This is a genomic window from Olivibacter sitiensis DSM 17696 (genome assembly GCF_000427965.1).
GTDB classification, from domain to species: Bacteria; Bacteroidota; Bacteroidia; order Sphingobacteriales; family Sphingobacteriaceae; genus Olivibacter; species Olivibacter sitiensis.
Genome location: NZ_ATZA01000009.1, coordinates 91,734 through 107,952, shown reverse-complemented (window position 1 = coordinate 107,952; position 16,219 = coordinate 91,734). Strand labels below are relative to the sequence as shown.

Below are 16,219 nucleotides of genomic sequence, written 5' to 3'. Positions count from 1 at the left end.
TAAAGTTTTATTGTTGTTGATGATTGAAAAAGATCCATCTATATAGGAAAGCTGATTTTTCCCATCGTTACCGATGGTATAGCTCCGTCCTTCGGAAATTCAATATTCGATCCGGCCATTGTTTCATTGGCCAATACGGCGAACAGTACGGCTTCCTTGGCGTCCGGATTAATTCCCAACTGCGCAGTAGTCTTTTCCAAAGACTTCCCCAGAATATTGCCGATATGCGCCAGTAGTAAAGGATTGTGTGCCCCCCCGCCACTTAAATAGACTTCAAAGTCGGATTGTCCGCCATATTGCAGCAGGGAAAAAGCAATTGCTTGGGCCGAGAAACGGCACAGGGTTGCCATTATATCCTCATTGGTCATGTTTGCCTGTCCACTGGCTGCCATGGCATTTTCCAGATAAGCCAGATTGAACAGCTCCGGCCCGGTAGTTTTGGGAACTGGCAACATGAAAAAAGGATGGTCCATAAGCGCCGCAAGCAAAACCTCGTTGACCGTACCCGAATAGGCGATTTTGGCATCTTCATCAAAGTACTTCCCGGGATAATGCTGTTGTATAAACTGGTCCATCAGCGTATTGCCAGGCCCCACGTCGGTAGAAAACACTTCATCCGATCTAAACCCCGAGGGCAAATACGTAAAATTGGCGATACCGCCAATATTTAATAGTACACGGTTCTCCAGTGGGTCCGAGAAAATCAGGTAGTCGCCATAAACTGCCAAAGGAGCGCCTTCACCACCGGCAGCGATATGTTTCTGCCTGAAATCGCTCAATGTGATAATGCCCGTACCAACGGATACATGGTCGCCATCGCCGATCTGCAAAGTGGCATTTGGATACACAGCTTTTCCATGGATGGACCGCGGCGCGTGAAAAACAGTCTGCCCGTGGCTGGCAATCAAGTCGACCCCTTGTGGTGCAACACCCCATTCCTTCAGGCACATCAGCACCAGTTCGGCATGATATTTTCCTACAACAGCATTCATTAGCACCAGCTTTTCCATGTCCACTGATTTCTTGGAAAAGACAGCCTTCAGATCTTCCTTAAAATCGGAAGTATACTCCATCGTCTTAAAATGAAGCACCTGCACCTTTGTGCCTATCCCAGCTCCCTCAAGCTCGCACAAAGCCACGTCAAGTCCGTCAAAAGAGGTGCCTGACATAAGGCCGATTATTCTTCTGGCAGGTGCACGGGCTATGGAATAGAGTTTATTTATATTATTGTTCATACCCAAACTTAATAGATTACCATGAGCAACAGACTTTCTTTTTACGAAAGAATAGATTAATTGTTCTTTTTTATCGTAAAATTTGAACTCAAAAAACGCAATAAAAAAGACACCATCCACAAAAACGCAATGCATCTTTAAGCAGCCCCTGCACATGAAATCTACCCCATAAAGGGTGTTAGGACATCAATAGGTTTAATATAGCTCGTTAATTAGCTTTACAATATTAAAAATAACAAATCATAAATGCAATTTTTTGCGTTTTTTATTTATAGATAAATAAAAAACGCACATAAACATGCAAATGTACGCTCTCTTTCGGGTAAACAACTGCAAAAAGGGCATATGTATCATGAGCAACAAACTTCTTTTCGGAGATTAAATAGATTAATATGCTAGACAAACAATCTTACCATCCATCGTACTCGCAATAACCCGTCTTCCATTAAGGGGCAACAACGGATTGAGCATTGAATTTGAAATTTTATATTGCCACGCGATTTCTCCGCTTTTCGCATCAACCGAGCTAAGCAGTCCGGAATGACTTGGGACAAGCACGAGGTTGTCATTTGTAGTTATGGCTGATGGATTAAGCTCACTGGAGACACTTGATAACCTGCAGGGTAATTACATAACAAGAAACGAAGAATAAAGTGGCTCCTACCAACATGTTTCAACAAACTACCAAAAGGGCGTAGATTTGACCTTTGTCACCAAGGTAAAAGTATCAACTTAGACCTGACAAAAATCTCAAGGAAGCGACATATAGCACAAAATAAACTTCCCAAGCGATCGATCGCTTGGGAAGTTTATTTTGTGCAATTTTATTTTTCTTACTCTACCGTATCCCACCAAACCGGGTAAGATAAGATTGTTCTCGCTTGTGCTTCCGGGTTTGAAGCCAACCAATTTTCTGCATTATAGTTTATTTCATGGCTACATTGTTGTATTCTACGAGGCCAGTAACGTGGATTTTGCGGATCGCTCGAAGGATAGCATTCGGCTGCAGCCGCATCAAATTCGAAAGGACGTCCAAAATCAGGATAAACAACGCCAAACTGCGGATGGTTAGCTGCATAATCAAACCTTCTCATATCATTCCAGTTCTGCATCGTCAAAGACATGGCAATTTGTTTCTGTTGCATAATTTTAGCCATCGTTAGCTGTCCCGGATTCTGCGCTACTGCCGCACTTGCCAAAAATGTGGCAATCTCAGTTTCTGAAATTACTTCCTTGCCATAAACATCTTGTGGGTACTCCCTTAATTTTTCGTTCATCGCTTCCATATGTGCCCTAATTCCAGCTTTATAGGCGGTCAGCGCATTTGTCAAGTCTCCTTTTCGGAATAAAACTTCTGCTTTTATAAAGCACATTTCATGATAGGTAAGAAGATGTGCAGGTGCATCGGCACGAATATAAAAACTACCGGTAGAATTAATGTTAATCACACTGCTGTTGAAATTAGGGTTGTCTATCGTCATCCCATTATAACGGCTAGCTATATAATTGTCATTCCGAGGATCCGGAAATTGCGCAATCCAATCTAAACGGTCGGAATAGACAGAAATATAAACAGAATCTCCTTGTCTATCTGCTGTGGCATTTGTCGTAAACCATCTATTTGTAAATTCGGCATCACTTCGTTGAGCAGCGGTTGCACGGACATAACCGGATGGATGTGTAGTAGGAGCTTGTCTTGCCGCCATAATTTCATACGCTACAGGACCGCCTTTAGTGCGGATGTCCGAATTAATCATATCCACCCCTTTGGACAAACGCCATTCTTTTTCTCCTGTTGTACTATTATAAAACTCTGCACTTGGTATAATACGTGTTGTGCGCGGGTCCATTACTCCAGAACCACCGGTAAAGGTATTCGTCAATAAATCCGTATACCATTTAGTCATTCGATTTGCGGTTCCCCCCAAGTTGCCATGTTGCATTGAACGAACGATCCCTGCAATCTGTGTTTCCGAGGTATTGATTGCGTCCATCACGGTATTATCGCTGTTTGATTGAGGGGCATTTTCAAGAGCGGCAAGAACAGCCTCTGGATCATAAAAAGATTTTTTGCTCAGGTTATTCAGCCACCTTGCTTTCAAGCCATAGGCCAATTTAATCCATTTTCCTGGATCGCCACCGTTCCAAATATCACCACCGGACAATGGAGTTGCCCCCGCAGGTTGCGTTTTAGACAAGTTTTCAATCGCATTTTCGAGCATTTCCAAACATCCGTAAAAAATGGTTTCTCCATCATCGTATTCCGGCGTAACATCCGAACCAAGCGCATGGGTATACGGCATTTCTCCATACAAATCAAGCATCAACATAAAACCCCAGGCATGGATTAGCTGAGCGGCTCCCACATAATGCCAAGCCTCTTCTGCCGTAGCTTTTTCAATCATTGGTTCCAAATTGCTCGCCGTATAAACGAACCAAGCTTGATATGGCCAAGTGGCCGATGCCAAGGGAAAATTCCACCTAGCAATCAAATCGTTGGTTGCATTGGCTCCTATCTTGGTGATATTTTGAGTAATCCATGATGCCCTCGTACCCGAGGATTCGTAAGCATCGACAAATTGCATTTGTATAGACCTCAACCTTAAATCAGGCGTGGGCACCACATCGCTTGCTTTGCTCGGATTGTCGTTAATATCCAACCATTTTTCACACGATGTAAGGCTTAACAATAGTAAAGCACTTATTATATAAGATAATTTTTTCATGTCTCCTCGTTTTTTAAAAAGTCACATTAAGTCCAAACGCCACGCTTGAAAGAGCAGGAATGCCGTTGTAATCAATGCCAACGGAACTGGAGCCAATCGCACCAGAACCGGCAGCCGAAGTTTCAGGATCCATTCCCTTATAATTTGTCCACAACAATAAGTTCGTTCCGGTTACGGTAGCCGTCAATCCCTTGATCGCTTTAATCCGGCTCAGCACAGCAGGAGGAATTGAATAGGCCAAAGAAAGGGTTCTCAACCGTAACCAATTGGTGTTTGTCATATAGTTTTTAGACTCCAAATTATACGCGTTTTGCCAATAATAGTTGTTAATAATATATTCTCCGCTTAAACTTTGATTACCGATCTGATACATCTGTCCCGCTTGGTATTCAAACGTCCTAGGTTCTGAATAAACGGGAATCGTCACACCGCCAGGCCCAGTAGTCTCACCCGTTCTAACAACACCGGTGATAGATAGCGTTTCACGATCCATAGAACGGCTACTCATTCCATTATTCGTCATATAATAATCTGTGCCATTATAGACATGCCCACCAATCCGATAATCCAATAGGAAAGAGAGGTTCCAGTTTTTATATTGGAAGCTGTTGTTAAGGCCTCCAAAGAGCTTTGGCTCTCTGTTGCCAATTTCATGGGTCACCAGTCCATCAGAAGTCGGCATGCCCGACTCGGGGTTCAACACAAGATATCCTTCAGGGCTTCTCAACCATTCCGATCCGGAGATTGCCATGAAATTCCCGCCATTGAAAGAAGCCGCTTTTGCGTTTCCGACTTGTACGTCGGTCACGTACAGAATTTCCATTCCCGGCAGCAAATCTTCTACCCGGCCACGGTTACCCGAAGCATTGAGGGTCAGATCCCACCTAAAGTTTGTGTTCTTGATAGGCGAAACCTTTGCCGATAATTCGAGGCCCCTGTTTACAATCGTACCAGCATTGGTCCACATCAAAATATAGCCCGTTGTCTGACTGGTGCGGGGTTGCATCAGCTGATTGATACTGCTGTTTTTGTAGTACGTGAACTCCAGGCCCAATCGATTGTCAAAAAGATTTACATCGAGGCCGTATTCTTGCGATTCTGTAATCTCTGGAATCAATTCACGGTTACCACGCAACCAGTCGTTGCGCACACCAACACCCTGACCTCCGTTGTATAAGGTATATTCAGCAGGTGTGACCACATAGGTATTGGTCACGTACGGGTCAGCATCCTTACCCACTCTTGCCCACGAGGCGCGCAATTTACCAAAGGAAAGAATATCATTCTGCGGTATAAACTCGGAGAAGATAAAACTTCCCGATACCGAGGGATAGAAATAGGAACGATTGGCCATCGGAAGCGTAGAAGTCCAGTCGTTACGTCCTGTCACTGTCAGATAGGCGAAATCTTTATAGGATGTGCGAAATTCTCCATACACACCGACCATACGCTTTTGTGTTTGTTGCTGCGCTGCATCACGATCGGTAACCGCTGTGTTAACAAATGTATAATAACCGGGGATAATAAAATTCCATGCTTTTCTTCCGTTGTAATCGATATTGGTGTTCTCTAACATGGAACCCAATAACAGATTCATATCAAAATCGCCGACTTTCTTTTTAAAGTTTGTCATGATATTCGAACTCAGGTATTCATAAGTTCTGTCGTTTTCAGACAACAGTCCGTTTTGATAAATCAAAGAAATACCGGAACCTGGTGATGAAAAACGATTTGTGTTAGACGTATAACGATCCAACCCTACAATATAGTTAACACTCCACCAGTCCGTAATATCTATACCCGCCTTAATATTACCAGTAAACCGTTTTGTCTTGTCAGTTCTCGGCATCTTGTTAAGCACCCAATATGGATTATCAAAATCATTTTGCACCAATTCCCAGTCGAACTGGCGGTATTTGGATCCGTCTTCATTGAGCCAGTGCTCCATATCAAGGTCACGCGGCCATATATAAGCCCCTTGAACCGCACCCTCTCCGCTTGAGTTATAAAGCCCGCCTGAAGTCAACGAGCTCAACTGATCAGCATAGGAATAAGCCACGTTGGCACCCACTTTCAAGATACCATATGTTTGCTCACCATTGAAACGAAACGTAGTCTTGTCGTAAGACGAATTAGGTATGATGCCGTTTTGCCGGAAATCAGAGGCAGAAAGGTAGAAGTTCCCCGTCTTTGAGCCACCCGAAATACTTACCGAATTATCCCAAATGTTTGAGCCCTGAAAGAAATTGCCAAGATTGTCGTACATTACGTCGTTAGATCCAAATGGGGCACCCCACGAACCCAATGTCGTTGTTGCGTCTCCCTCCATCAAGGTGCCGTCTTGTTGATAGAATCCTCTTTTGTAACGATCCTGATATTCGGGCAGGCGATTAGCCCAGTTGGAGATCAAACGAGAACTAAGGCTTACGCTTGCCGTGCCCTCTTTTCCTCTTTTTGTAGTAATCAAAACGACACCAGATGCCGCGCGCGACCCGTAAAGTGCAGCGGCCGCGGGCCCTTTCAATATGGAAATGTTCTCGATGTCCTCTGGGTTGATATCCATCACCCGGTTACTATAAGTGGAGTTGGTCGACTGCGCACCATCAAAGCCGCTATCGCCGTTTATACTCGTTGAGTTGTCATAGATTACCCCGTCTACCACGAACAAAGGTTGGTTGTCCCGTTCAAGCGAAGTTCCCCCACGCAGGATAATGCTAGCTCCGGCACCTGCTCCCCCACTCGTTTGCGTGACATTAACACCTGCAATTTTGCCGGCTAAGGAGTTAATGATATTGCCTGTTTTATTTTTCATCAACTCCTCGCTGTCGATGTCCTGCACGGAATACCCCAAGCTCCTTTTCTCTTTTGTAATTCCCATCGCCGTTACAACCACCTCGTCCAAGCTTTGATCACTCGTCACCAAGGTGACGTTTACGGTGGCAGAACTAATGACCACCTCTTGCGTTATATACCCAATCATCGAAAATCGAAGGGTGTTGCCTGGTTCGGCAGAAATCGTAAAATTACCGCGGCCATCTGTACTGGTTGATACTTGCCTCCCCACGACCGCCACGCTTACGCCAGCCAAGGGGCCCTCCGCGCTATTTACATTACCGCTTACCGTTTGCTGCGACGCAACGCTCGGTGAGCTTTTTTCCATTGCGCCCGTTGCTCCTGAACGGTTTGGAACGCCTTCCTTTTCAGCGAAGCCAAAAGCCCCTAAAGGAATTCCCAGCACAATCATCATAGAGAATCGTATTAATTTTCTCATTGTTTAAAGCGTTTAGTGTATTAAATGGATAATTGTTGTTATTTAGACAGTAAAGAAGTAATTCATTCAAAATCAACGCACAATAGGTGTTTTTTTGTATTATATACCGCCAACTCTTCACACCCATGAGGCGTAACGAAATTGGATTTATCGCTCATCTTAATGTAATCAACTCCGACGCATAGCTTTCATTTGAAATAAACCGTTCAACGATTTTCATGTCAATCAGGAGAAAGTTTCAATTCTGAATCAACGATAAAGGCTTCCTATTGTCAAGAGCAATTCAAGTTGCTTGCCCCTTAATTGTTACGTTCATCCACCTTAATGGATTATATATCCTTTCCAGTAATCCTTTTTGGCTGAGCCAACACTGCATATGACGATGCAAACATCATCCCCATAAGCAACATGCGTAAAAACTGTTTCATTTTCTTTAGTTTTTGTTGATCGATTTAATTAATTATCCCTTTTATGTCGTAAAATTTGAACTCAAAAAACGCAATAAGCCAAAAGACACCATTCAAAAAAACGCAACGCATCTTTAGCAGCCCCTGCACATGAAATCTACCCCATAAATGGTGTTAGGATATCACTAGGTTTAATATAGTTTGTTAATTAGCTTTACAATATTATAAATAACAAATTATATATGCAAATTTTTGCGTGTTTTATTTATACATAAATAAAAAAATGCACAAAAACATGCAAACTCATTCTCTATATCGGGTAAACTACCGCAAAAAGAACACACGCACTACACATAAGACAATTTGGATTAGCTGCTATGGCAACAAACAGGGGGATAAGAAAGCTGTTTAATTAAGCTGGAGGGGATTATTCCGCTTACTAGCTGCTTTTCAGGCGGGTATAATGTCTTTAAAGGATACTTTATAGAACGATCTTTTACTCTTTCAGCATAACCATAGGTAGACATTTAGTCTCCTATCATACTATGACAGCTATCAATTCATTGTTGACAAGCTTTTTTTTGCAAAAAACAAAAGGAGCAAAGCATACTACCGCAAAAAGTAAGCGTATTGTTTCATTTTTAGATCGAGTTTGGAGAATGTTCCTTTCCATGCATGGAAGTCAGTGCTAGAAAAAAATTTACCCACGGCTTGCTATTAGATCGACCTTTGTGGGGTAAGATCTCAATCTTTTAGATAGGACAACATCAATTAGCGTACAAAGTCAAATCGAGTCCATTGCCACTATAAATTACAGTGCCTTTAATCCCTGAGATATACCTGAAATTAAATCCTCCACATTTTCAATGCCCACGGAATAGCGTATCAAACTTTCGGGAATACCCAGCTCAGAACGCTGAAGATCGTTAAGTTCAACGTGGCTCGTGGTACGGGGAGGACCAGCTAAAGTGCCCACAGATCCCAAGCTTGCCGCTAGATGTGCTAGCTTCAACTTCGGCAAAAAGCGCTCAACCTCATCGCAGCCTCCTTTTAATGTGAAGCTGAGAATGCCGCCAAAGCCCTTCATCTGTGCCTTTGCTATATCGTGCGCTTTATGTTCTTCTAAGCCGGGATAGAACTCCTGCTCTACCTGCTTTTGTTCTTGCAAAAATTTAGCGATTTTCATGACAGAGCTGTTTTGCCTTTCTATCCGCAATTCTAGCGTTTAAATGCTACCCCACGGAATAGAGGAGACACGATGGCCCCCTCGGCAAACATTCTTCTCCAGCCCATACTGCCTTGGTACTCTGTCCCTCCACTTTCTTATCCATAGCTATCTGAATTATTGAAAAACTCAAAACCAGCTGCTTCTTAATTTTTACCGACACAGCAAACCACTTTGTGTATAGTCGTATAACGCACGTGAAATCTGTGCAAGCGTCTTATCTGCCTCTTCTTTATCAATACCGTCCGACAGGAGCACCACAACATATTTTCTCCCATCTGGCAAAAAGACTACTCCCGAATCATGGCTGACGGTAGCAAGACTTCCGGTCTTTGTTGCCGTTCTCACGCCCTCCGGAAGCAGAGCCGGTATCTTGCTCCTGAAATGCTGATCCATCAAAATTTCTATCATTCTATCGCACGAGGCCTTATCTATTATATTTTCTTCCGCCAGCTGCTCAAAAAGCAGCATGAGGTCATAAGCAGTGGTGGTATTGTTTAGTCCCTTTTCATAGGCCTTCGAATCTTCCACACCACGCAATACCTGGATGTCTTTGGCGCCCATAGCTCGCATGGTCTTGTTGACATTCTTCGCCCCAACAAGATCAATGACGATGTTGGTAGCGAGATTGCTGCTTTTTGTAATCATGCGGTACAGTAAATCCGAAATTGGCAGTTTCGTTCCTACTTTTTTATAAAGATCGTGCTCGCTATCATTTATAGAATCCTGGGAATAATAGCTTCCGTCGACAATGCTCTTGAACCTATTGTAAACGAGAATAGAATCGTCAACGGAGAACTTGCCAAGGGAGGCTTGGCGAAACACCTCTACCATAACAGGTGTCTTCATGGTACTCGCTGCGTGAAAGTTCTTATGGGCATCGTGCAGGAAAGTTTCTCCTGTCGTCAAATCCTTAAAGGCCACAGCAAATCGTCCTTTTGGATGCTTCTCCATCAGTCCTTCGATCTTCTTCCGCAATGCCACACTATCCAAAATAGCTTGCTTTACGGGAAAAAGTTCCAGTCCGTTGAAATCACCATCTCCCGGAGCTTCTATGAGCAGTCTTTGTATGCTTTTGTCCGCGTTCAATACAAAATGAAGATAGGCATCGTCTCCCATATTGGGATGCACAAATCGAAGTAGGTGGCTATCTCCTCTAAATGGCAAAATAGCTGCCTCGTACATGGGCATATGCACGAATTGAAGCCGATAGCCCGTCTCATGCTTTTGAATTACCGCCTCTCCTGCCAGGGCATCTCTATACATTCCAACACATTCGTCGAGGGCCAGCACCTGCTTCACCGAACTATCCGGATAAACCAATTTATGGGCATTGCGACTAGCACGAGCCGATGCACTATCTAATTCCCTCTTGTAACCACCAATCCAGTCAAATGAATGGGCTCCCATATAATAATCCAATATGTGATTGATAATGGACCAGTAGGCACCAGTAGACAACTGATTGGTCAACACAACAATACCAAGGTTCAGATTTGGCACCATGGCTACTTGCGACACAAATCCCGTCAACAAACCCCCATGGTACAACATTTTCTTGTCCCTGTAATTGGTTGTTCTGAAACCTAACGCATAGCCCAAAAAATCCTTTTGCGCGGGCTCTAACCATTCTGGCTCTTTCGCGATAGGCATTGGGCGCACCATCTTCCACAATTCGTCGGTTGCTTTGGCAGCAAAAAGACGTCTTCCTCCGACTGTCCTTCCAGAATCCAGTTGCGCGATCATCCATTTACTCATGTCTAAGGCGCTAGAAGCTATTCCACCAGCCGCATTTCCCTGGTCACCTATTATAATATCTCGGAAATTTTCGACTACTTGCAGTTTTCCTTCTTTTTTGCGATGCGAATAAGCAAAATTGGGCTGACTACTTAAATCTGAGAAACGGCTAATACTGCTGTTCATCCCTACCTTCTGGAATATCTTTTCCTGAACAAAGTCTTCCCACTCTTGCCCGGAAACACTTTTCACTATCTCTCCCGCTACTATGTACAAGATATTGTCATAGGCATATGCCGTACGAAAATCATACGCAAGCTTCACGTCCTTTAGCTTGGCGATAAGCTCTTTGCGCGTAAAGGTAGAAGGAGGAAACAGCAAGAGATCATTTACGTAAGCAGGCAAACCGCTATGGTGCACCAGGAGGTCGCGAACCGTAAGGTGCGTAGTAACATAGTCGTCGGACATCCTAAACCATGGCAGGTAATCAATGACCTTATCCTCCCATTTCAATTTACCCTCATCTATCAGTATGGCCAAGGCAGTGGCAGTGAAAGCCTTACTATTGGATGCAATGCAGAAAAGGGTATTTTCATCCACCTTCGCCTGTTCTCCCAACTTGCGCACACCATAGCCTTTGGCCAGCACCACTTCCCCATCCTTCACAATACCAATGCTAAGGCCTGGCACTTGAAAGCTATCCAAAACCCGTTCTACATATTGATCAAGGGCAGGAGGCACGGTGCTTTGGGCTTTTCCCGCCAGACTAGCCATCAATAAAACTACAACAAAAAACAGATTGAAACAGCGCATTCTTTTGTCAGAAAAAGGAGACTAAAACTTCATATTAGTGTTTAAAGCAGAAATTCCATTTTTTACAATGGAAAAGCCTCCACAAGCGCTTCGATAAGGTTGTGGAGGCTTTTGAAACTAGTTTGCCTACGGCTTGTCCCACCAAAGGGGTGAATCCAAGCTCACCTGAGTAGGGATATTGCCAGGATTATTCACTATCTCTGAATTAGGTATCGCCACTTGGCGAATGAAAGTGGGAAGAACCGCCCCTAAAGGCATTTGAAAACTTTGGTATCCATAGTCATGTCGACGTGCATCATTCCAGGCTTCAAAGTTGAGGTATGTTGCCACGTATTTTTCTTTAAATATCAAATCAAGCGTCAAGGCCGATGCTCCAACACTAACCGAAGGTTCCGCAATATATGAATCCCTTGCAGCTGCGGCAACCTGAAACTTGGCCATTGACGCGCGAATACCCGCAAGATACGCTTCATACGCACGAGAAGTTAATCCAGCCCGAAATGCCGCTTCGGCCTCTACAAACTTCAATTCCTCAAAAGTCATGATGTAAACCGGAGCCTCTTCTGTAGTCACCGGAGAATTAGTAGATATGTAGCATTCATCGTGCACCGTATTTGCCAAGGGCCCCTGGTTTCCTCCGCCATTGGGCGTTCCCACATAATTTCCATTTACAGTCAAGTCAGTAATTTTTGCTACTCTCGGGTCAACAATTCCATATGTTTCTCCGTTTACGTGCTTAATCAAATTGCTCGACAACCATCCGCCCAACAATGAATTTGCATTGCTTATCGCAATAGAGGCCCAAGGGTTATTGCCCGAAAAGAGGCCCATTTTCATGTCGTCTTCCGCAGAAAGATAGGCATCATCCAGTGCCGACAGAACTGCTTGCGGATTATAAGCAGATTTCTTACTAATCTTATTCAAATACCTAGCTTTCAATCCGTAAGCCGTCCGTATCCACTTATTAACATCGCCCCCGTGTATTAAATCCAGCGTGGGATCAAGCGCCATTGTTGCATCCGTGCTGCCAAAGGCTACAATGGCCTCGTCTATCAGTTGTCCAATTGTCTGGTACAATTGTTCGGGCGAATCATAAACAGGTGTAAACGTTTCCACCCTACTAAAGGCCTCCGTATAAGGTGCCGAATCCCATGTGTCGCTTACTAAGCTCAAGTTATACGCAGTGAGCAACTTACCCACTCCTACGTGTAAATTCGCGCCAGATTCCTCGGCAGCAGTAATCATATCATACGCGTCAGACATGGCATAGTATGCTTCTGCCCAAGAGGTAGACAAGTCCGTGATATCGTAGATATCCGTGGCTGATCCTTCGGATGGACTAGCCAAATATTGCACATAATACGATGCCGTGCTTCCATATCGATAGGCATTCATCCCTGTTCGGTGCGTTACCGATGAGAGCAAGGAGTTCAGACTCGGTTCCGTGACCAGATTGGGATTGTTACCCACATCAAAATAATCACCACAGCCTTGGAAGAAAAGGGTTGCTGATAATAACCCGATATATATGCTTTTCGTAACGTTTATCAATCTCATTTTCATAATCGTGCCCCTTCTCTAATTAAAATCCGACATTTAAGGTGAATAAATAACTTCTTAACGCAGGGTAGGTCATTCCAGCGAAACCTTCTACATTCGACCCGCTATTGGTCGTTGAGTTCTCTGGATCATATCCATTGAAGTCAGTGATCACAAACAAATTGTTGCCAGTTATGCTCGCAGAAACGTTTTTGATGAGCTTGTTACTGAACCACCTGGATGGGAAATTATAGCTGAACGAAAGCGAACGAAGTTTCACCCAGCTCGCATTTTGAACAAAGAATTCCGAATTTCCACGATAGTAATCCCGATAATAACCATTGCCATAATTGCGATCGGTTACTTCATCATATCCCTGGCCCAACCAAACCTGCTGTGTATTGGGAGTGCCATCTGCCAAAACTCCCTCAAACACTACGTGATCATTTCTGTTAAGAGTGTATTCGGCCATACCAAACGCTGCCAAGAAGTTATCCATCTGATTATAATATTTTTGGCCAAACTGCCCATCGACAAGCATGGATAAGGAAACATTCTTATATCTAAACGTATTATGCCATCCGCCTATCCATTTAGGAAATACGTTCCCTAGTTGCTTCACATCGGCCACAGCACTGAGGACCGGAAATCCATTTGCGCCAATAAGCAATGGCCTGTTTTCGTCCACTGTCAGTCCTCCATTGAGTCCCGCAGCTTTCTCTGCGTCCGTATAATAACGTTGATAAGTTCGACCATATAGGATACCATATGGCTGTCCGGGAATAACTCGCATAGATACATTTGAACTCAGGTATCCAAATTCAGAAGCTACAACAATCTCGCCGCCTAGGTCTTCATTGATGGACAGCACCTTATTTCTATTGGCAGAAAGATTTATTTCTGTATCCCAGGTAAAGTTGTTGTTTTTAATCGGTGTTCCACCAATTGTTAGCTCAACGCCTGTATTCCTAATGTCGCCAAGGTTGACGGCAGCAGTGCTGTATCCCGTAGCTGTCGAGATAGGCACGGACATAATCTGATCCTTTGAGTCCGAACGGTATATATTCCCATCAAACCTTAGACGCTGTTTGAAGAAATGCAATACCAAACCAGCTTCATAGGTATTGGTAAATTCAGGTCTCAAATTGGGCTCTCCCAATAGTCCGTTTCTGGTGAAGCCTGTATATCCAGTGGGCAAAGCGGCATAAGGTTGATAGCCCAAGCTAGTAGAATAGGCAAGCGCATCCTTTCCAATTTGAGCATAAGAAAAACGCAATCTAGCGTGATCCATAACTTCCGGCAAACGGACATGATCGGACAAAACATAACTGAGGCTGGCCGATGGATAATAGAACGAGTTATTAGGCTTAAGGAGCGAGGAAGTAATATCGTTCCTTAATGTAGCATTAAGGAACAGGTAGTCCTTAAAGTTTAGGGTAACATCTGCAAATGTACCCATCAGACGGTAATCTTCGCGATTAGTACCTGCCCTAAGCTGATTGGCATTAGCCATACTAAACCAATTCCAAACAGTGAGATCGAAACCTTCAGTAGCTGAACGATATATTTTCCGATCAAATATTTCATTTCCCAACCTTAGAGACGCCCCAAAATCGTCCGTGAATTGATGCGAAATGCTTGCAATGAAAGTGCTGTTGAATGTCCGATATTTTGTATCATAGACATAGTAAAAACCTCCTCCTGGTTGCCCGTCATCATCGCCATTATCTTCCACTATAATCTCACCCTCTAAACCCCGGAAGGCAGGTGCCGTACTTTGCCTGTTGTCCCGGTACGTATCTACGCCCAATGTATAAGTCAAATCCAGCCATTTAGTAGGCTTATAATTAAGTGTTGTATTTCCAATAAAGCGCAACACGTCATCAAAAAAACGATTGGTTTTGGCTACGTATATCGGATTGACCGAAAGGCCAGAATACCCCATATACATAGTTCCATCTTCTTTCTCGTAATTGGTCACATCCCATCGGGGCACCCAATAGGATAACTGCTCATTAAACCTTCCAGCATTGCCGCGATCTCCCCCGCTATTTGTAACGTTTAAATTAGTGGCAATAGAAAATTTGTCACTTGTTCTTATCGTAGTGTTCAAACGAGCTTGTATATTTTTGAAATCGGTAAAAGGCATAATGCCCTTTTGACTGAATTGGGATAGGGAAGAATAGTACGAAATCTTGTCCGATCCACCAGAAATATTAAGGACATTTTTATATTGATGCCCCGTTTCAAAGGCATCTTCTAGATAATTATAGAGCTTAGCGGGGTGTGTGGGATCGATCGCCCTGGCCTCCTCCACCGTAGGTCCAAAAGCAGGCCAAAAGGACGAAGGGTCATACACATTATTCCATCCTTGCGTATACACATCCTGCATTTTCGGTAATTTGTTTACCTCGTCCAGCCCCACCGAGCCTTGATAATTGACTCTTATATCTCCACTTTTACCCTGTTTGGTAGTGATCACTACTACGCCATTTGAACCACGCAAACCGTACAATGCCGTTGCCGCGCCTCCCCGAAGGATATTCATGGATTCAATGTCCTCGGGATTGATATCAACTGCTCGATTACTCATACCCCGGCCCGATGCGGACAATCCCTGTGTGGAAGTACTATTGTCCATAATGACACCATCCACAACAAACAGAGGGGAGTTGTCCCTAGTAGGATCCAGCGAGTTTATACCACGTATCTGGATTTTGGCACCTTGTCCTGGCGCACCTCCCGTACTGCGTATCTGTACCCCCGCTACTTTTCCTTGAAGCGCGTTTACCATGTTCGGCTGCTTATTGAAATTCAAGTCCTCAGAGGTAACGGACTGCGCCGTATAACCCAGAGACCTTTCCTCCCGCTTGATGCCGAAGGCCGTAACCGCCACCTCCGCCAGAGAAGAAGAACTTTCGGTCAACGTTACATCTACAACGCTACTTTCCCCCACTGATACCTCCTTAGTTTCATAACCTACAAACCTGAATATCAAAATGGCATTTGTTGGAACGTTAATGCTGAATTTGCCTTCAGAGTTAGTTGACGTTCCCTGATTCGTCCCTTTTACCAGTACCGATACACCTGATAAAAAGTCTCCATCTGTGCTTTTTACATTACCCGTGATAGTTGTTTGCTGTGCGAATGCATAAGAAGATGCGAACATCATTCCCATGAGCAACATACGTAAAAATTGTTTCATGTTTATTGTTTAAATGATCGAATTATTGAATTATTCTTATATTAAATACCAAATCACAATA

The 16,219-nt window shown here is 43.8% G+C and carries 7 protein-coding genes; all 7 read right to left on the bottom strand.

Annotated features, from left to right (window positions below):
* Nucleotides 1-38: 38 nt before the first annotated feature.
* Nucleotides 39-1,235, bottom strand: coding sequence for an anhydro-N-acetylmuramic acid kinase (locus tag A37S_RS0106970; RefSeq protein ID WP_028296367.1), 1,197 nt, complete (start codon nucleotides 1,233-1,235; stop codon nucleotides 39-41).
* 833 nt (nucleotides 1,236-2,068) lie between these two features.
* Nucleotides 2,069-3,961: a SusD/RagB family nutrient-binding outer membrane lipoprotein gene (locus A37S_RS0106965; RefSeq protein ID WP_028296366.1), complete on the bottom strand. Its 1,893-nt coding sequence runs from the start codon at nucleotides 3,959-3,961 to the stop codon at nucleotides 2,069-2,071.
* A gap of 13 nt (nucleotides 3,962-3,974) precedes the next feature.
* A complete protein-coding gene (locus tag A37S_RS0106960) occupies nucleotides 3,975-7,232 on the bottom strand; it encodes a SusC/RagA family TonB-linked outer membrane protein (protein WP_028296365.1) in 3,258 nt (1,085 codons plus the stop codon).
* 1,218 nt (nucleotides 7,233-8,450) lie between these two features.
* Nucleotides 8,451-8,855, bottom strand: a complete 405-nt coding sequence (locus A37S_RS0106955) for a PLP-dependent transferase (RefSeq protein WP_281169859.1) — start codon at nucleotides 8,853-8,855, stop codon at nucleotides 8,451-8,453.
* A gap of 162 nt (nucleotides 8,856-9,017) precedes the next feature.
* The gene (locus A37S_RS0106950) at nucleotides 9,018-11,375 is read right to left on the bottom strand and encodes a serine hydrolase (RefSeq protein ID WP_245586333.1); all 2,358 of its coding nucleotides are present in this window, start codon (nucleotides 11,373-11,375) and stop codon (nucleotides 9,018-9,020) included.
* A gap of 165 nt (nucleotides 11,376-11,540) precedes the next feature.
* Nucleotides 11,541-12,971, bottom strand: coding sequence for a SusD/RagB family nutrient-binding outer membrane lipoprotein (locus tag A37S_RS0106945; protein ID WP_084163787.1), 1,431 nt, complete (start codon nucleotides 12,969-12,971; stop codon nucleotides 11,541-11,543).
* A gap of 25 nt (nucleotides 12,972-12,996) precedes the next feature.
* Nucleotides 12,997-16,158 (bottom strand): SusC/RagA family TonB-linked outer membrane protein, encoded by a 3,162-nt coding sequence (locus tag A37S_RS0106940; protein WP_028296361.1) that lies wholly within the window; start codon nucleotides 16,156-16,158, stop codon nucleotides 12,997-12,999.
* Nucleotides 16,159-16,219: the final 61 nt, after the last annotated feature.